14 protein-coding genes and 1 pseudogene are annotated in these 17,954 nt (G+C 71.5%); 9 read left to right on the top strand and 6 right to left on the bottom strand.

Going from position 1 to position 17,954, the window contains the following annotated elements:
- Positions 1-10 precede the first annotated feature (10 nt).
- Together galE and Aut01nite_RS10745 are read left to right on the top strand one after the other, a co-directional pair.
- Positions 11-1,078, top strand: coding sequence for a UDP-glucose 4-epimerase GalE (gene galE / locus Aut01nite_RS10750; RefSeq protein WP_052164614.1), 1,068 nt, complete (start codon positions 11-13; stop codon positions 1,076-1,078).
- A gap of 78 nt (positions 1,079-1,156) precedes the next feature.
- Positions 1,157-1,843: a GOLPH3/VPS74 family protein gene (locus Aut01nite_RS10745; RefSeq protein ID WP_043533385.1), complete on the top strand. Its 687-nt coding sequence runs from the start codon at positions 1,157-1,159 to the stop codon at positions 1,841-1,843.
- A gap of 43 nt (positions 1,844-1,886) precedes the next feature.
- Here the strand turns inward: Aut01nite_RS10745 and Aut01nite_RS10740 are convergent, their stop codons facing one another.
- Positions 1,887-3,527: a phospho-sugar mutase gene (locus Aut01nite_RS10740; RefSeq protein ID WP_043533585.1), complete on the bottom strand. Its 1,641-nt coding sequence runs from the start codon at positions 3,525-3,527 to the stop codon at positions 1,887-1,889.
- Positions 3,528-3,550: 23 nt separating this feature from the next.
- Positions 3,551-5,485 (bottom strand): serine/threonine-protein kinase, encoded by a 1,935-nt coding sequence (locus Aut01nite_RS10735; RefSeq protein WP_043533386.1) that lies wholly within the window; start codon positions 5,483-5,485, stop codon positions 3,551-3,553.
- Between the two features lie 206 nt (positions 5,486-5,691).
- On the opposite strand from Aut01nite_RS10735, the gene Aut01nite_RS10730 reads away from it, so the two are divergent.
- A complete protein-coding gene (locus Aut01nite_RS10730) occupies positions 5,692-7,257 on the top strand; it encodes an acyl-CoA mutase large subunit family protein (protein ID WP_043533387.1) in 1,566 nt (521 codons plus the stop codon).
- 190 nt (positions 7,258-7,447) lie between these two features.
- Positions 7,448-8,704 carry an amidohydrolase gene (locus tag Aut01nite_RS10725; RefSeq protein ID WP_043533388.1) on the top strand — a complete coding sequence of 419 codons (1,257 nt, stop codon included), beginning with the start codon at positions 7,448-7,450 and terminating at the stop codon, positions 8,702-8,704.
- Positions 8,705-8,749: 45 nt separating this feature from the next.
- Here Aut01nite_RS10725 and Aut01nite_RS10720 read toward each other — a convergent pair whose 3' ends face one another.
- Positions 8,750-9,658 carry a DUF4349 domain-containing protein gene (locus Aut01nite_RS10720; protein WP_043533389.1) on the bottom strand — a complete coding sequence of 303 codons (909 nt, stop codon included), beginning with the start codon at positions 9,656-9,658 and terminating at the stop codon, positions 8,750-8,752.
- A gap of 108 nt (positions 9,659-9,766) precedes the next feature.
- On the opposite strand from Aut01nite_RS10720, the gene Aut01nite_RS10715 reads away from it, so the two are divergent.
- The 3 genes and pseudogenes from Aut01nite_RS10715 to Aut01nite_RS10705 all read left to right on the top strand — a co-directional run bounded on the left by Aut01nite_RS10715 (position 9,767) and on the right by Aut01nite_RS10705 (position 12,515).
- Positions 9,767-10,399 carry an MBL fold metallo-hydrolase gene (locus Aut01nite_RS10715; RefSeq protein ID WP_043533390.1) on the top strand — a complete coding sequence of 211 codons (633 nt, stop codon included), beginning with the start codon at positions 9,767-9,769 and terminating at the stop codon, positions 10,397-10,399.
- 1 nt (position 10,400) lies between these two features.
- Positions 10,401-10,925, top strand: a pseudogene (locus Aut01nite_RS45060) (hypothetical protein); the annotation flags it as partial.
- Between the two features lie 852 nt (positions 10,926-11,777).
- Positions 11,778-12,515: an SCO6745 family protein gene (locus Aut01nite_RS10705; RefSeq protein WP_043533392.1), complete on the top strand. Its 738-nt coding sequence runs from the start codon at positions 11,778-11,780 to the stop codon at positions 12,513-12,515.
- A 38-nt stretch (positions 12,516-12,553) separates the two neighbouring features.
- On the opposite strand, the gene metG is transcribed toward Aut01nite_RS10705, so the two are convergent.
- Complete coding sequence (gene metG, locus Aut01nite_RS10700; protein WP_043533393.1) at positions 12,554-14,035, bottom strand: methionine--tRNA ligase; 1,482 nt, start codon at positions 14,033-14,035, stop codon at positions 12,554-12,556.
- Between the two features lie 220 nt (positions 14,036-14,255).
- On the opposite strand from metG, the gene Aut01nite_RS10695 reads away from it, so the two are divergent.
- Positions 14,256-15,224: a GNAT family N-acetyltransferase gene (locus Aut01nite_RS10695; RefSeq protein ID WP_043533394.1), complete on the top strand. Its 969-nt coding sequence runs from the start codon at positions 14,256-14,258 to the stop codon at positions 15,222-15,224.
- Here Aut01nite_RS10695 and Aut01nite_RS10690 read toward each other — a convergent pair.
- The gene (locus Aut01nite_RS10690; protein ID WP_043533586.1) at positions 15,221-15,682 is read right to left on the bottom strand and encodes a gamma-glutamylcyclotransferase; all 462 of its coding nucleotides are present in this window, start codon (positions 15,680-15,682) and stop codon (positions 15,221-15,223) included. The two genes, Aut01nite_RS10695 and Aut01nite_RS10690, sit on opposite strands and share 4 nt — an antisense overlap.
- An 86-nt stretch (positions 15,683-15,768) precedes the next feature.
- On the opposite strand from Aut01nite_RS10690, the gene Aut01nite_RS10685 reads away from it, so the two are divergent.
- Positions 15,769-17,169, top strand: a complete 1,401-nt coding sequence (locus Aut01nite_RS10685) for an NAD(P)H-quinone dehydrogenase (protein ID WP_043533395.1) — start codon at positions 15,769-15,771, stop codon at positions 17,167-17,169.
- On the opposite strand, the gene Aut01nite_RS10680 is transcribed toward Aut01nite_RS10685, so the two are convergent.
- Positions 17,096-17,809: a DedA family protein gene (locus Aut01nite_RS10680; protein WP_043533396.1), complete on the bottom strand. Its 714-nt coding sequence runs from the start codon at positions 17,807-17,809 to the stop codon at positions 17,096-17,098. The two genes, Aut01nite_RS10685 and Aut01nite_RS10680, sit on opposite strands and share 74 nt — an antisense overlap.
- Positions 17,810-17,954 lie beyond the last annotated feature (145 nt).

Genomic DNA, 17,954 nt, shown 5'->3' with positions numbered 1-17,954 from the left:
GAGGACCTCGGTGAAGGTTCTGATCGCGGGTGGCGCGGGTTTCATCGGCAGCACGATCGCGTCATGTCTCGTCGACTCCGGTCACCAGCCGATCATCCTCGACAACCTGGTCACCGGCCGTCGCGAGTTCTGCCGGGGGCGGCTCTTCTATCTCGGTGACATCGCCGACGCGGCGGTGCTCGACCGGATCTTCGACGACCATCCGGACATCACCGCGGTGGTGCACTGCGCGGGGCTGATCGTGGTGCCGGACTCGGTGCGCGCCCCGGCGTACTACTACCGGGAGAACGTGGCGAAGACGCTGGAGTTCGTCGATCACCTGATCGGCCGGGGGGTGACCCGGTTGCTGTTCAGCTCCTCGGCGGCGATCTGCCGGCCGGGCGACGACTTCGCGGTGGACGAGGAGTCGGCGACGACGGCCCTGAGCCCGTACGCCCGGACCAAGCTGATCGTGGAGCAGATGCTCGCCGACATCGGGGCGGCCACCCCGCTGCGGACCCTGGCGCTGCGGTATTTCAACCTGATCGGCGCCGACCCGCGGATGCGGACCGGCCTGCAACTGCCGGCCCCGACCCACGTCCTGGGCAGGCTGATCGAGGCGTACCGGGAGGGCCGCCCGTTCCCGGTCACCGGCGTGGACTACCCGACCCGGGACGGCTCCGGAATCCGCGACTACGTGCACGTGTGGGATCTGGCCGGCGCGCACCTGCGGGCGCTGGAGGTGTTCGACTCGCTGTTCCCGGCGGGCCGCGGCGGGCACCTGGCGATCAATCTGGGCACCGGCGCCGGCACGACCGTGCTGGAGTTCGTCGACGCCTTCAACCGGGTGGCGGACCGCCCGGTCGCGACCGTGGCGGCGCCGCGCCGGCCGGGGGATCCGGCGGGGGCGTTCACCCGCGGCACCCGGGCGGCGGAGCTCCTGGGATGGCGGGCCGGGCGCACCGTCGCCGAGGGCATCCGGGACTCCCTGACCTGGTTCGCCCATCGGGGCAGGATTCTCCCGGACCTGTCCGGAACGGGCATCACCCGTCCGGTGATCGAGCCGATCGTTGCTCAAGTAGCGGTAACGGCGGAGTGACACGGCTCGCAGGATGGTCTTGGATCTGACCGACCTGGGGATCGGAGCTGATGACGAGGACCACTATCGTTGCCATTTATGACCCCCATCCCGCTCGCCGAGGAACTTCTGCTCCTCGCGTATGACGACCAGACCGGAAAGGCCACGGGCTCCCGCATCGGGCTCGACCTGGGCATGGCCGCCGCGGTGCTGATCGACCTCGCGCTGGCAAACCGGATCGCCTACGCCGCCGACGGCCACCTCGCCGTCGTCGACGCCACCCCCCTGGGCGACCCGGTCGCCGACGCCGTGCTGGCGAAGGTGGCCACCGACGAGCCGCACACGCCCGCGCAGTGGCTGCAGCGTCTCCGGCACCGGCTGCGCACGCGGGTGCTGGAGGACCTGTGTGCCCGGGGTGTCGTGCAGGACGTCGACGAGACCCAGCTCGGCGTGATCCACGTGCACCGCTACCCGACCACCGACCACGCCTACGAGGCCGAGATCCGGCAGCGGCTGGCCGCCGCCCTGATCGGTGACACGCTGCCCGACGAGCGGACCGCCGCGCTGGCGACCCTGCTCGTCGCCGCCCGGATGACCCCGGCGCTGAAGCTTCCGGCCGAGGAGTCCGCGCGGGCGCACGAGCGGCTCGCGGAGATCGCCAGCAACGCCGGCTTCGTCGGTGACGTGAGCCTGGAGGACTCCATCGTGCGGCCCAGCGTCGCACTGGTGGTCGCCACTCTGGGCAAGGCCATCCAGGCCGCCCTGGGAACTCCGAAACCGATCTGAGGTCGTCTCCCGGGGCTTCGCCGAAGCCCCGGGACAGCAGGCCCTAGACGCCGAGCGTTGCCGCGATCTCGGCGCGGAGGGCGGTCAGCTCGGCCGCCGCCCGGGTGCGGGCGGTCGCCGGGTCACCGTCGACGACCACTTCGAGGTACGCCTTGAGCTTCGGCTCGGTACCCGACGGGCGGATCACCACCCGGGCCGTGGCGGTCCGGAACGTCAGCACGTCGTTCTCCGGGAGCAGGTCGACGGCGTCCACCACCGGCGCTCCGAGGAGCGTCACGGGCGGGTTGCGCCGGGCCCGGCCCATCGCCGCGCCGATCTCCGCCAGGTCGTCGACCCGTACCGACAGCTGATCGGTGGCGTGCAGACCGAACTCGGCGGCCAGCTCGTCCAGCCGGTCGGCCAGGGTACGGCCGTGGCGTTTCAGCTCGGCGGCCAGTTCGGCGACGGTGAGCGCGGCCGTGATGCCGTCCTTGTCGCGGACCATGGCCGGGGCGACGCAGTAACCGAGCGCCTCCTCGTAACCGAACGCCAGCTCGTCAGCGGCCCGGACGATCCACTTGAAGCCGGTCAGGGTCTCCGCGTAGGGCACGCCGCGGGCCGCGCACAGACGGCCCAGCAGCGACGACGAGACGATCGTGGTGGCGTACAGGCCGGGGACGCCGCGGCGGATCAGATGGTCGGCGAGCAGCACCCCCAGTTCGTCGCCGCGCAGCGGCCGCCAGCCGCCGGGACCGGGGATCGCCACGGCGCAGCGGTCCGCGTCCGGGTCGTTGGCGATCGCCAGGTCGGCGCCGGACGACGCGGCCAGGGCCAGCAGCCGGTCCATCGCGCCCGGCTCCTCCGGGTTGGGGAAGGCGACGGTCGGGAAGGCGGGGTCGGGTTCGGCCTGGTCGGCGACGACCGCGGGAGCGGGGAAACCGGCGGCGGCGAACGCGGCGACCACCGTCGAGCCACCCACGCCGTGCATCGGGGTGTAGGCGATGGCCAGGTCACGCGGGCCGTCCTCGGTGAGGACGGCGGCGGCGCTGCGGACGTACCCCTCAAGGACGTCGTCGCCGAGAACCGTGCCCGGACCGCCCAGCGGAACCGACGCCACGCTCGCGACCGCCCGGATGGCTGCCTCGATGCCGGCGTCGGCCGGCGGCACGATCTGCGCCCCGTCCCCGGCCGGGCCGCCCAGCGCAGCGCCGAGATAGACCTTGTAGCCGTTGTCCTGCGGCGGATTGTGGCTGGCCGTGACCATCACCCCGGCGACCGCGCCGAGCGCGCGCACCGCGTACGCCAGCACCGGGGTCGGCAGTGTGCCCGGCAGCAGCAGCGCCTCCCGCCCGGCTCCGGTCGCCACCCGCGCGGTCCGTTCGGCGAACTCCCGCGAACCGTGCCGGGCGTCGTAGCCGATGACCAGGGGGCCCTCGCCGCCCTGCGCGCCCAGCCAGTTGATCAGACCGGCGGCCGCCCGGGTGACCACCGCCAGATTCATGCCGTTCGGCCCGGCGCGGAGCCGGCCGCGCAGGCCCGCGGTGCCGAAGGTGAGCGGTCCGGCGAACCGGTCGCTCAGGTCGGCCGCCGTACCCGGCAGACCGTCGATCACCGCGCGTAACTCGGCCCGGCTCACCGGATCAGGGTCGTCGGAGAGCCAGGCCTCGGCCCGGGCGATCAGGTCAACATCAACTTGTGGTGCCATCAGGGATTGATAGCACAGGGCCGTCACAGGGTGAGCTGGAACGTCTCCGCCATGGTGTCGAAGTACTTCTTGTAGTCGGCGAACTTGGCGTCGGTGGTGGTCAGGTAGAAGGAGTACATCTTGCCGCCGACCGTGGTCATCCGCCAGATGCCGTGACGCATGCTCTCGCCCTCGCCACAGGTGTACTCGAACTGCGCCCCCGGGTTCCCGGATACCTGCACCTGCTGCACCGCGACCGAGGTGAAGGGCGCCGGGCAGGTCTTGCCCTTCTTCAGCCCGGCCGGCGCGGTCTGGGTGACGAACTTGGTCGGGTCGACCGAGCCCTTCTCCACCAGGACCCGCACCTTCGTGGTCTTGTCGGTGGGCTCGATGTAATCCACGTACACCCCACCGGCGGCCCGGGTCCAGCCGGCCGGCACCTTCACGCTGACCGCGGCGTTGCCCTTGTAGTCGGTGGTCTCGAAGGCGGCGGCCGCGGGCGCGTTCGGCCGTTCGGCCGCCTGCGTCGGCGCGGGCTTCTCGTCGGACCCGCTCAGCGCGAAGGCCAGCACCAGGATCAGCACCACCACGGCGGCCGCGCCACCGGAGATCAGCTGCTTGTTGCGCGGCCAGGACCGGAAGGTCGCGGCGGCCCGCCCGGCGGTCTGCTGCACCGTGCCGACCACATTGCCGACCGTGGTGCGGCGCTTGGCGGCCGGGCTCATCACCACGGTGCCCTGGCGGGGCTCGGCGACGGGCGGCTGCACCCACGAGTTCTGCGGCGGGATGACGCTTGTCGGGTCGGCCGAGGACCGGCCGCCGTCGGGCAGCTTGTAGGCCGGCATCGTGCCGGTCGGCACGCTCTTGCTGGAGGCCGGGACGGGCGGCTCGGGCGCGCGCCGGCGGCCACCGGAGTTCTGCTGCTCCAGTTTCGCCAGGTGGTCGGTGAGCGACTCGTCGGCCGAGAGCATCGCCCGGCCCCCGATCTGGCCGGACGGCTGCGGCTGCGGCGGGATCTGCTGGGTCTCCGCCGGGGCCGGGCTGACCGGGCGCGGCGACGGGACCACCGAGTACGGGTCGGTCATCATGTGCGGCGGGTTCTTGCTGGCCAGCGGGCCGGCCAGCTGCTGCCGCAGAATCGTCCGGGCGGTCTGAACGTCCATCCGCTGGGCCGGGTTCTTCTCCAGCAGGCCCATCAGCACCGGGGTCAGCGAGCCGGCTCGCACCACCGGCGCGGGCGGGTCCTCGACCACCGAGTGCATGGTCTCGATCGGGTCGCCCTTGTCGAACGGCGGCCGGCCCTCGATCGCGGTGTAGAGCGTGACGCCGAGCGAGAACAGGTCGCTGGGCGGCCCGAAGTCGTGGCCCATGGCCCGCTCCGGGGAGATGAAGTGTGGCGAGCCGAGCACCATGCCCGGCGTGGTCAGCTGCACGTCGGTGGGCATCCGGGCGACACCGAAGTCGGTCAGCACGCACCGGCCGTCACCGCAGATCAGCACGTTGGCCGGCTTGACGTCGCGGTGCAGCACCCCGTGGGCGTGGGCCACCTCGAGCGCGCCGAGCAGCGCGATGCCGATCTTCGCCACCACGCGCGGGGAGATCGGGCCGTCCTCGATGACCATGTCGGCGAGGCTGCGGGCGTCCAGCAGCTCCATCACGATCCACGGCCGGCCGTTCTCGTGCACGACGTCGTAGACCTGCACCACGGCGGGGTGCTGGAGCGCGGCCGCGGCCCGGGCCTCGCGCATGGTCCGCTCGTACATCGCGTCGCGGTCGCTCGGTGCGAGGCCGGGCGGGAGGATGACCTCCTTGATCGCCACGTCGCGGCGCAGCAGCGTGTCCGCCGCTTTCCACACGGTTCCCATGCCACCGTGACCCACCGCGGCGCGCAGCGTGTACCGCCCGCCGATGAGCGTGCCCGGGGCGGCGCGTCCGCTGACCGGAGCCGAACCACCGTTCCACGTCGGAATTTGAGTCACTGAGGATGCCACCGAGGGGGTATAGGGGCTGTCGACCAACCCCGCTATCTTGCCCGCAGGTTGCCCTGTAACGAAAGCCGCTGCGTCACTGTTCACCACACTTCCACCGTGGGTAGCGATCGAGTGGCGCAGGGTGGAGCGATTTCCCACGGAGGGTGGCAAATTCCTCACGGTGGGCCGCCTTAACGAGTCTTAGGATCACCCGTGTGAATGCAGAGTCAGGGTTTCCCATCAAGCCGGTGTACGGCCCTGCTGACGTGCCCGCGAGCGCCGGGGCCGACGAGCCCGGTCAATATCCCTACACTCGCGGCGTCTATTCGACGATGTACACGAAGCGGCCGTGGACCATGCGGCAGTACGCCGGTTTCGGCACCGCCACCGAGTCCAATGCCCGTTACCACCAGTTGCTCGCGGCCGGGACCATGGGCCTGTCCGTCGCCTTCGACCTGCCGACCCAGATGGGTTACGACTCCGACGACCCCATCGCGCACGGTGAGGTCGGCAAGGTCGGCGTGGCGATCGACTCGATCGACGACATGCGGCTGCTCTTCAAGGACATCCCCCTGGACCGGGTGTCCACCTCGATGACGATCAACGCGCCGGGTTCGGTGCTGCTCCTGCTCTACCAGCTGGTCGCCGAGGAGCAGGGGGTCCCGGGGACGGCCCTGCAGGGCACGATCCAGAACGACATCCTCAAGGAGTACATCGCCCGCGGGACGTACATCTTCCCGCCGAAGCCGTCGCTGCGCCTGGTAGCCGACACCTTCGCCTACTGCAAGGCCGAGATTCCGAAGTGGAACACCATCTCGATCTCCGGCTACCACATGGCCGAGGCCGGCGCGTCGCCCGCGCAGGAGATCGCGTTCACCCTGGCCAACGGCATCGAGTACGTCCGGACCGCGATCGCCGCCGGCCTGGCCGTCGACGACTTCGCGCCCCGGCTGTCGTTCTTCTTCGTCGCCCGCACCACGCTGCTGGAGGAGATCGCCAAGTTCCGGGCGGCCCGGCGGATGTGGGCGCGGATCATGCGCGACGAGTTCGGCGCGAAGAACCCCAAGTCGCTGATGCTGCGGTTCCACACCCAGACCGCCGGCGTCCAGCTCACCGCGCAGCAGCCCGAGGTCAACCTGATCCGGGTGGCGATCCAGGCGCTCGGCGCGGTGGCCGGCGGCACCCAGTCGCTGCACACCAACTCGTACGACGAGGCGCTCGCCCTGCCCACCGAGAAGTCGGCCCGGCTCGCCCTGCGCACCCAGCAGGTGCTCGCCTACGAGAGCGGCCTGACCGGCACCGTCGATCCGTTCGCCGGGTCGTACGCCGTGGAGGCGCTGACCGACGCCGTGGAGACCGAGGCGACCGCGCTGATCGACCGGGTCTTCGAGTTCGGCTCGGCGGTCGACGCGATCGAGGCCGGCTTCCAGAAGAACGAGATCGAGGCGTCGGCTTACCGGATCGCCACCGAGATCGACTCGGGCGAGCGGGTCGTCGTCGGCGTCAACCGATTCGTGGCCGAGACCGAGGAGAAATACGAGCCGCTGCGGGTCGATCCGGCGATCGAGGCCGCCCAGGTGGCCCGCCTGGCGAAGCTGCGGGCCGAGCGCGACGAACCGGCCGTGCAGGCCGCGCTGGCAGATCTGGCGAAGGCCGCCGCCGGAAGTACGAACGTCCTACCGTTGATGAAGGAGGCGTTGCGGCTGCGTGCCACCGTAGGGGAGGTGTGCCACACCCTCCGCGGAGTCTGGGGTGTCCATCGCCCCGTCGAGCGGTTCTGATCAGTGAGACGCACTCGTGGTGTGTCGCGTCACCTGCGCGATCCACTACCCGTTGAGGGGTTGGCGGCCGGGACGATCTCCCGTGGGCCGACCTCTTTTACGCGACCGTTACACAGAGTTACGGAAAACCGGACTAAGCTGTCGGCCGTTGCGTAATCCGACGAAACTCGAGAGTGATACGGAAGCCGACGTGACTACTGCTCTGGAGGCGCCGGAAGGCGCTGAGACGTCGTGGCCCGGGCAACTGCCCGGCACCGACCCGCTCCCCGGCCGGCTGGACCGCTGGCTCGCCAAGAGGGGCGCCGAGCTGGTAGCGATCCGCCGGCACATCCACGCCCACCCGGAGCCGTCCCACTCCGAGTTCGAGACCGCCGCGCTGATCGCCCGGGAACTGGCCGTCGCCGGTCTCAGCCCGCGGATGATGCCGCGCGGCAACGGCGTCATCTGCGACATCGGCACCGGCGACCGGATGATCGCGTTCCGCGCCGACATCGACTCGCTGCCGCTGCAGGACCTCAAGGACGTGCCGTACCGCAGCACCGTCGACGGCCGGGCGCACGCCTGCGGTCACGACGTGCACACCACGATCATGCTCGGCCTCGGCATGGCCCTCGCCCAGCTCGACGAGCAGAGTCTGCTGCCCGGCCGGATCCGGCTGCTCTTCCAGCCCGCCGAGGAGGCGATGCCGTCCGGCGCGCCCGAGGTGATCGCCGCCGGCGGCCTCAAGGACGTCGACGCCATCTACGCGTTGCACTGCTACCCGCAGCTGCCGTCCGGGCTGGTCGGGGTGCGTTCCGGGCCGTTCACCGCCGCCGCCGACGCGGTCGAGGTCAAACTCACCGGTCCCGGCGGGCACACCGCCCGGCCGCACCTCACCGCCGACCTGGTGCACGCGCTCGGCCGGATCATCGTGGACGTCCCCAGCCTGCTCAGCCGCCGGCTCGACCCCCGGTCCGGGCTCTCCCTGGTCTGGGGCGCGGTGCACGCCGGTCAGGCGTTCAACGCGATCCCCGGCGCGGGCGAGCTGCGCGGCACCGTCCGGGTGCTGAGCCGGGACGCCTGGCGTGAGGCCCCCGAGCTGATCACCCGACTGATCCACGAGGTGGTCGCGCCGACCGGCGCCGAGGTCGACGTCAACTACATCCGCGGCGTTCCGCCGGTGATCAACGACCGGATGGCGTCGGCCGTCATCGCCGGCGCCGCCGGGGCCGCCCTCGGCCCGGACCGGGTGGTGGAGGCGGAGCTCAGCATGGGCGGCGAGGACTTCTCGTTCTACCTGGAACACGTGCCGGGCGCGATGATCCGGCTCGGCACCGGCACCCCCGGCTCGGACGAGCGGCACGACCTGCACCAGGGCGACTTCGACGTGGACGAGAGCTGCATCGGCCACGGCGTGCGGGTGATGGCCCACACCGCGCTCGCCGCGCTCTCCACAGGAGCTTTCTGAGAGGTACGGGGTGAGCACGGCCCGTGCCCACCCCGTACCTCGAAATCAGTTGCCCGGTGACGGCTGCTGCGGGGCCAGGGCCGGAGTGTTGCGCCGGCGGTAACGCCGCAGGAAGTGGATGACCGCCCAGACCGGCACGCCGAACGCGACGACCCAGGGCAGCAGCGCGCCGAGCACCGTCAGCAGCACGCCCAGCGAGGCGACCAGCGCGTTCCAGCCACCGGACAGGCCGGCCAGGAAACCCGTCGGCTCGTCGTCGCCGTCCTTCGCGGTCGCCTCCGGGTCGAGCAGCACCACCGTGATCGTGGACAGCGACGTCAGATCGGCCAGGCGGCGCTTCTTGGCTTCCAGCGAGGCCAGGTCGGACTCCCGGGTGGCCACCTCGCGCTCGAGCATCACCAGGTCGTCCAGGCTCTTCGCCTCGGCGAGCAGGCGCTTGCCGCTGTCCAGCCGGGCCTTCTGCACCGAGATCCGCGCGTCCAGGTCGACCACCTGCTCGGTGACGTCCTCGGTGTTGAGGCCCCGGCTCTCCTCCTTGCCGAGCTTGCCGATCTGGTCCACCACCGAGGTGAACTTGTCGGCCGGGATACGCAACGTGATGTTCGCGGTGGCGGAGCCGGTACCGCTCTGCCGCTCGTCGCCGCCGATGAACCCGCCGGCCCCCGACGCGATGCCGGTGACCTGAGCCGCGGCGGTGGTCACGTCGTCCACCCGCACGGTGATCGAACCGGTGTAGACGATCGAACGTTGATCCACCCGCAGATCCGGCGCCTGCGCCGCGGTGTCCTTGCCCTGCGTCGGCCCCTGCGCGGCCTCAGGAGCGGCGGCCCCGCCGTCCGCCTGGCGCACCGCCGGATGGGCCGCCGTCGACTCGGCGCTGTCCTTGTTGTCGGCCCCGCAACCGGCGACCAGCAGGCCCCCCAGTAGCGCGACGACGATTCCCCGTTTATTCATGGCAGCTCCGATCTCGCGTCTTCACTGACCGTGGGACGTGCGGCACACACCTCCCGGTTCCGGCAGACTGCGGGGTGGGTGGTATCAATTCAGCAGCGGAGGGGTCCCGTGCGGGTCACGAAGTTCACGCATTCCTGCCTACGCATCGAAGGCGCGGGAGTACTCGTCGTAGATCCTGGCGAATTCTCGGAAGCGTCCGCATTGGCGGGAGCCGACGCCGTGCTCATCACCCATGAGCATGCCGACCACGTGGACGTTGCGGCGGTGACCGCGGCGGCCGCCCGCCGGCCGGAACTGCGGATCTTCGCGCACGAGGCGGTGCTGAAACTGCTCGGCGACGTGGCCGAGGTGACCACCGCCGTCGCGGCCGGGCAGGAGTTCGAGGCCGCCGGGTACCGGGTGCGGGCGTACGGCGGCCGGCACGCGATCATTCACCCGTACGTGCCGGTCTTCGCGAACCTGGGCTTCCTGATCGACGACGGGGGCGCCAACCTGTACCACCCCGGCGACTCGTTCGTGGCGCCGGACACCGCCGTGCAGACCCTGTTCGTGCCGATGAACGCGCCGTGGGCAACCATCGCCGAGTCCCTCGAGTTCGTCCGCGGGGTCCGGCCGGAACGGGCCTTCGCGCTGCACGACGGGCTGATCAACGAACGCGGCGCGGCCGTCTACGGCAAACACCTGGAAAGCTTCTCCGAAACTCGGTTCCAGCAGGTGGCGCCCGGCAGCGTGCTGGACTGACGTGCCCGCCACCGACGACATCGTCCGGCGGTTGTACGAGGCGCCGCCGGACGGATTCGTCGCCGCCCGTGCCGCCGCCGTCGACGAGGCCCGGAAAGCCGGCGACCGGGAGACGGCCAAGCGGATCGCCGCGCTCAAGAAGCCGACCGTGGCCGCCTGGGTGGTCAACCTGCTGGCGTTACGGCGCCCGGAGCTGATCGACGAGCTGGCCGAGCTGTCGACGGCGCTGCGGACCGCTCAGCGGGATCTGCAGGGTGCGCAGATGCGGGAGTTGTCCCTGCAGCGGCGGCGATTCGTCACCTCACTCGTCGACGCGGCCCGGCGGCTGGCGGTGGCGTCCGGGGCGGCGCGGGCGAAACTCCCCCTGGACGAGGTGGAGGCGACGTTCACGGCGGCGCTGGCCGAGCCGGACATCGCGGAACAGGTCCGGACGGGGCGGCTGATCCGGGCGGCCACCTATGCGGGTTTCGGTGAGGTGCCCCGCCCCCGTCTGCGCCTGGTCACCGACGACGACCCGCCCTCCCCGTCGCACACCACCTCGCCTTTCTCCCCGTCGTTCCCTCCCTCTTCGCCGTCCTCCTCCTCGCCTTCGTCCTTGCCCTCCCCGTCCTCCTCGCCTTCGTCCTCGTCGTCCCCCCCGTCCTCCCTGCCTTCGTCCGCCGCGCCCTCTCTGGCCTCGTCCTCGTCTCCTTCCTCGACCTCTTCAGCGCCCCTTTCATCCCCTTCGTCACCTGCGTCCGCAGCGCAACCAGATGCGGGTGCGGCTGGGGCTTCCCGGGGAAGGGAGGAGGTTGCGGCAGGGCAGGAGGCTGTGGCTGGGGTTTCGCGGGAAGACGCTGCGGCCGGGCGGGAGGCCGCGGCTGCGCGGGAGGCGGCTGCGGCGGAACGGAGCCGTAGGGAACGTGAGCGCCGCCGCCGGGAGCTGGAACGGGAGTTCGCCGCCGCGGAGGCGGCCGAGAGGCGGGCCGACAGCCGGCTCCAGCGGGCTGAGGACGCTGAGCGGGACGCCGGGCACCTGGTCGAGGATCTGGAGGCGGAACTGGCCGAATTGGAGCGGCGCCGGACCGAGGCGGTGGCCGACGTGGCGCGGCGCAAGCAGGCCCGCCGGACCGCCGAACGTGAGGCGGCCGCCGCCCGGCGCCGGGTGGGCGACGCACAAGCCGCCCTCGAAGACCTGGAGCGGTAGCCATCCGGTTCGGCTGCCCCTCGAAGCCGGGCGAGGAAGGACGCTGCCGGGTGGGGTGGACGGGATGGCCGTCCGGTTCGGTCGGATCCGGCGCTCCCGGTTCGGAGCGGTGGGACCAAGATCGCGAAAGCGTTTTCTTCGGACGGTCCGGGAGATTTTCTTTAGACGGTCAGGGGGAGCAGAATCGGGCAGGTGACCCCGGAACAGGCTGCCGCCAACGCTCGCGCCGGACTCGCCGCCCTCCACCGAGCCTTCTCGGAATCGCCGCGGACCCTGCAGGGAGCGCGGCTGCTCGGGCTCTCCGGCTGGGCGTACCACGTCTCCGCCCGGGCCGGGGCGCTCGGTGACGTGCGGCCGGAGACCGTGGCGGCGGCGCTGGCCTTCATCGCGCCGGAGGCCGTCACCGACGGCTGGGAGGCGGCCGTCAAGTCGTCGGCGCCGGCCAAGGTGGCCGGCTGGCACCTTGGCGAGTTGTGCAACTGGGGCTCCGAGAACCTGGGCGGGTTCCCCCGGCTGACCCGGCTGCTCGACCTCGCCCGCCGGATCGTCGACCGGGTGGACGCCGCCGGGCTGCCGCTGTTCGCCGCGTGGCGGGCCATGCCGGTGCCCAGCGGTGAGCCCGGCGCCCGTGCGGCGGTCCTGCTGCACCTGCTGCACGAGCACCGGCTGGGCGTGCAGGTGATCGCGGTCCGGGCCAGCGGCCTGACGCCCCTGGAGGCGATCATCGCCGGGCCGGAGGGTGAGACCGACGCCGTGGCACTGGGCTGGCAGGCGCCGTACCCTCCGCCCGGTCCGCTGATCCGCCGCATGTTGTGGGCCGAGGCGGTGGCCGACTCGCTGGCCGGTCAGGCCTACGCGGCACTGGAGCAGGCGGAGCGGGTCGAGTTCACCGGCCTGCTCGAGTCGCTGGGCCATCGCCTGGCCCACTGACCCCGCTTCGGTTCAGCGCCGGGCGGGGTCGCTTCGGCTCACCGCCGGGATGGGGCGGCGAGGCGAGGGAAGACCGGCTCGGGGCGGGCGACGTGGTCGCCGGTGAGCAGGCGGTCGCGGAGGCGGGCCGCGCCGGCCGGCAGGAACGGCTCCAGCTCCGCGGTGACGAGACGGCAGGCGGCGATCAGGGTGCCCAGCACGGCGTCCCGGCGTTCCTCGGCGGCCGGTTCCCAGGGGCGTTCGGATTCCACGTACCGGTTGCCCTCGTCGACCACCGACCAGAGCGCACCGGTCGCCGCCCGGAAGTCGAAGCGGTGCAGCGCCGCGTCGATGCGGCCGGGCAGGGCCGCGCACAGTCCCCCGAGCCGGCCGCCGGACGCCACGGTCTCCGGTATCCGGCCGTCCCGGTGCTTCCAGGCCAGCGTCAGGGTGCGGTTGACCAGGTTGCCGAGGCCGTTGGCCAGATCACCGTCGGCTCGGCGGACCAGCCGCTCGACGGTGAAGTCGGTGTCGCCGAGGGGGGCCACCTCCCGCAGCAGCCACCAGCGGACGGCGTCCACCCCGTACCGCGCGGAGAGCTCTGCCGGGTCGACGGCGTTGCCGGCGCTCTTGGAGATCTTCGCGCCGTCCACCGAGAGGTAGTCGTGCACCAGGACGGCGGTGGGTAGCGGCAGACCGGCGGAGAGCAGCAGCGCCAGCCAGTAGACGGCGTGGAAGCGGACGATGCCTTTGCCGATCACGTGGACCCGTTCGCCCGGCGACGCCCACCAGCGCCGGTATTCGGGGTGGCCGGAGCCGTACCCGAGCGCGGTGACGTAGTTGGCGAGCGCGTCCCACCAGACGTAGACCACCTGGCCGGGGTCGCCGGGCACCGGGATGCCCCAGCCGCCGGCCCGGGCCGCGGGGCGGGAGACGCTGAAGTCGGTCAGGCCGTCCCGGACCAGGGCGAGCACCTCGTTGCGCCGGGCGGGCGGCTCGATCCGTACCCGGCCCGATTCGAGGATCTCCCGGATCTGTTCGGTGTAGCGGGACAGCCGGAAGAACCAGTTCTCCTCGGACACGGTCTCCGGTGGCACGCCGTGTTCCGGGCAGAGGCCGCCCGGCAGTTCGTTCTCCGGATAGAACTGTTCGCAGCCCGGACAGTAGAGCCCCTGGTAGGAGTGCCGGTAGAAGTCGCCGGCGGCGGCGCATTCCCGCCACAGCCGTTCCACCCCGGCCGGGTGGCGGGTGTCGGCGCCGGTCCGGATGAAGTCGTCGAACGACAGCGCGAGGGGTTCGCGGAGGGCGGCGAAACGGTCGGCGTTGCGGTCGACGAAGGCGCGTACGTCCACGCCGGCCGCACGGGCCGCGGTGACGTTCTTGAGCGCGTTGTCGTCGGTGCCGGTCAGGAAACGCACCGGGCGACCCCGGAGCCGGGCGTGCCGGGCCAGCACGTCGGCCTGCACCAGTTCCAGCGCGTGGCCGAGGTGCGGAGCGGCGTTGACGTACGGAATGGCGGTCGTCACGTAGAAGGTGTTCATCGTCTCTCTCCTGACGGCCCGAGTCCGGCGGGAGAAGACGGCAAAGCCAGGCCCCGCGGAGACGAGGCCTGGTCGTGGTGTGGATCAGCGCACGGCGAGGAGCCCCGGGAAGGGGCGCATCATTCGCTCACGGCGCGGCTGCATGCGGCCGATGGTAGGCGACCGGCGCCCGCGGCGAAACTCGGTTGAGGGGCGTACCGGGGCGTGATCGGATTCCCACATGACGGAACTGCCCGCCGGTTGGACGACTCGCCGGCCCACTCTCGACGACGTTCCGGCGATCCTCGAGGTGGTGCACGCCAGCGACATCGCCGCGGTCGGGAAGCCCGACTTCACCAGTGGCGAGGTGCGCGAGGAGCTCACCGCGCCGAACACCGACCTCTCCCGAGACTCCTGGCTGGCGCTCGACGAGACCGGGCGGATCGTGGCCTGGGCGTACCCGTACAACGCCACCCGCGGCACCCGTGACATGGCCAACGTCTTCTTCTGGCCGGAGCTCGGCCTGCCCGCCCTGCGGCCGCTGCTGAAGCTGCTGATGGCCCGGATCGCCGAGCGGGGCGCCGAGTTCGGCCACGACGTCTACCACGTCCGCGCCGGGGCGCTCCCGGGTGAGGACGAGCTGATCGCGGCGATGACCGAGGCCGGTTTCGAGTTCCTCAAGCAGTTCGCCCGGATGCAGATGCCGCTCGACGGTTTCTCGCCGGTCGCGCCGCAGCCGCCGGCCGGGGTGACCGTCCGGCCGCTGCGCTTCGACGACGAGGCCGAGGTGCGCGCCTTCCACGCGGTGATCGAGTCGGCTTTCCAGGACTCCGATCACCCCGCGATGGGGTACGAGGGATGGCGCGCCCAGGTCGACGGCGAGTCCTCGATCTCCGCCGACGAGTGGCTGGTCGCCGAGGTGGACGGGGAGATCGCCGGCGCCCTGCAGTCGTCCGACGGCAGCGGGGAGACCGACGAGGGCTATGTGAAGTACCTCGCGGTGCTTCGCCCGTACCGCAAGCGGGGTGTGGGTGAGGCTCTTCTGCGTCGGGCCTTCGCGACCTATGCCGCCAACGGGCGCCCGAAGGCCGGGCTCGGCGTCGACCTGGCGAACCCGACCGACGCCGCGAGCCTGTACTTCAAGGTCGGCATGACCGCGCTCTACCGCGGCAACGTCTACCAGACCACGATCACCACGACCCGGGCCTAGATCTCGGGAGACGACGTCCCGGTGGGCCGGCCGCGCAGATCGGCGACGTAGTCGTCGGGCGCACCGGCCTTCTCGGCGGCGTTCGCGATCTCCGAGAGGTACCACGCGGTCGGCAGGCCACCCTCGTAACCGGCGAAGACGTAGACCCAGGCGGGTACGTCACCGTCGAGCGTCGATACACGCACGGTGAGCTTCTGATAGGTCCCCGCAGTCACCCCCTCGACCTCGTCGAGCTGGGCGGCGTCCCATGGGTGGACGTCGTAGAGGGAGACGAAGACACGGTCGCCGGGCGATTCGACAATCGTCGACACCGCCCCCTCCCAGCCCATTTCTCCCTCACCGGCGAAGGTGAGGCGCCAGCCTTCGATCCACCCCACGCCAACCATCGGCGAGTGCGGACAGTAGGCCCGCATGCGGGCGGGATCCAGGTTCGAGCCATACGCGGCGTAGTGACGCACGGCGACGACGATAGTCGTATGAAGGGTCAGTGAGAATATGAGGAGAGCGTGTCGGCACAGTTGCCGCATTTTGGAGGTCATTAATCGTGAGTCGGATCGTGATCATCGGTGGGGGGCCGGGAGGCTACGAGGCGGCTCTCGTCGCGGCCCAGCTGGGCGCGGAGGTCACCCTCGTGGAGGCGGACGGGCCCGGTGGAGCGTGCGTGCTCACCGACTGCGTTCCGTCCAAGACGTTCATCGCGAGTTCCGAGGTGATGACCGGTTATCGGCGTAACGAGCGGTTCGGCATCCGGTCGGCGGGGCTGGACGGGGTCAGCGTCGACGCGAAGGCGGTCAACGAGCGGGTCAAGAAGCTCGCCCTGGCCCAGTCCGGTGACATCCAGACCAAGCTGATCAAGGCCGGGGTGGACGTGGTCCGCGGCCGGGCCCGTCTCGGCGAGGACCGTCTCGGCCACACCCACCAGGTGCTGATCACACCCGAGGGCGGGGAGACGTACCCGGTGGAGGCCACCACCGTGCTGCTGGCCACCGGCGCCACCCCGCGAGTGCTCTCCTCGGCGCGGCCGGACGGGGAGCGGATCCTCGACTGGCGGCAGGTCTGGGACCTGGAGGAGCTGCCCAGCCACCTGGTGGTGATCGGCTCGGGTGTGACCGGCGCCGAGTTCGCCAGCGCCTACCTCGCGATGGGTGTGAAGGTGACGCTCGTCTCCAGCCGGGAGCGGGTCATGCCGCACGAGGACGCCGACGCGGCCATGGCGATCGAGCGGGTGTTCCGCGAGCGGGGCATGACGATCCTGAGCCAGTCCCGTGGCGACTCGGTGGTGAACACCGGAGACGGGGTCCGGGTCACCCTCTCCGACGGGCGCACGGTCGAGGCGTCGCACGCCCTGATGGCGGTCGGTGCGATCCCCAACACCGCCGATCTGGGGCTGCGGGAGTACGGGGTGGACGTCTCCGACGGCGGCTACGTGACCGTGGACCGGGTGTCGCGTACCAATGTGCCCGGAATCTATGCCGCCGGTGACTGCACCGGCGTGCTGCCGCTGGCCAGCGTCGCGGCCATGCAGGGCCGGATCGCGATCTGGCACGCGATGGGCGAGGCCGTCGCCCCGCTGCGGCTGCGCACCGTCTCGGCGAACGTGTTCACCGATCCGGAACTGGCCACCGTCGGCGTCTCGCAGAACGAGGTCGACTCCGGCCGGTTCCCGGCCCGCCAGGTGATGCTGCCGCTGACCGGCAACGCCCGCGCCAAGATGGCCGGCCTCCAGGACGGTTTCGTGAAACTGTTCTGCCGCCCGGCGACCGGCCAGATCGTCGGCGGTGTCGTGGTGGCGCCGAAAGCCAGCGAGCTGATCCTGCCGATCACCATGGCGATCGAGAACAACCTGACGGTCGATCAGCTGGCGCACACCATCACGATCTACCCCTCGCTCTCCGGGTCGATCGCGGAGGCGGCACGTCAGCTGATGCAGCACGAGGTGCAGTGACGGCCGGCTGATCCCGGTCGTCCCGGCCCTCGTGGTCCTGGCCCCCGAACAGGGCCAGGACCCAGCCGGCGGTGCCGAAGACGACGGCGGCGACGGCCGCCACGGCGAACAGGCGCCAGGCGGACTGGGTGATCGCGGTGCCGCCGAGGTGCCCGACCAGTCCGCCGTACGCCGCCCAGGTCAGCGCGGCCGCCCCGTCGAAACCGGCGAAGGACCGGATCGGATAGCCGGCGCGGCCCGCGTGGTAACCGGCAGCCATCCGGCCACCGGGGACGAACCGGCACAGCAGCATCACCAGAGGGCCGGGCTTGCGCAGACCACGGGTGAAACGCTCGGCGGCGCGCCGGGTGCGGGACTCGTGCTCCTCACCGCGCGGCGCGAACCTGGCACGCAGCGAGCTCAGCCGGGCGCCGGTGGACCGGCCCAGCGCGAAGGCGATCGCGTCGCCGGTGAACATGCCGACCGCGCCGACCACTATCACCGGGACCAGATCGAGATCGCCGTAGACGGTCAGGGCACCTGAGGTGATCATGATGGCCTGGGTGGGCACCACCGGCACCAGGGCGTCGACCGCGAGGAACGCGAAAAGGGCAAGGTACGCCCAGGCCGGCGTTGCCACCATGGTCAACATTTCGGTCATCGGTGCGGGTCACCTCGCGGCTTCGGGACTCACAGCATTCTGCGCGGGACCGGCTGAGAGAGCGCTGTGTTCGAGCATGCGCCCGGCCGGGCGCGGTTCTGCGGTGATGCGGGACACGCTACGGCGCGGGTCCGCCCGGCGCGCC

The organism is Actinoplanes utahensis (assembly GCF_016862455.1).
In the GTDB taxonomy this organism is placed as follows: Bacteria; Actinomycetota; Actinomycetes; order Mycobacteriales; family Micromonosporaceae; genus Actinoplanes; species Actinoplanes utahensis.
The sequence above is the reverse complement of the archived record's forward strand: the minus strand, read 5'-3'. Positions and strand labels throughout refer to the sequence as shown.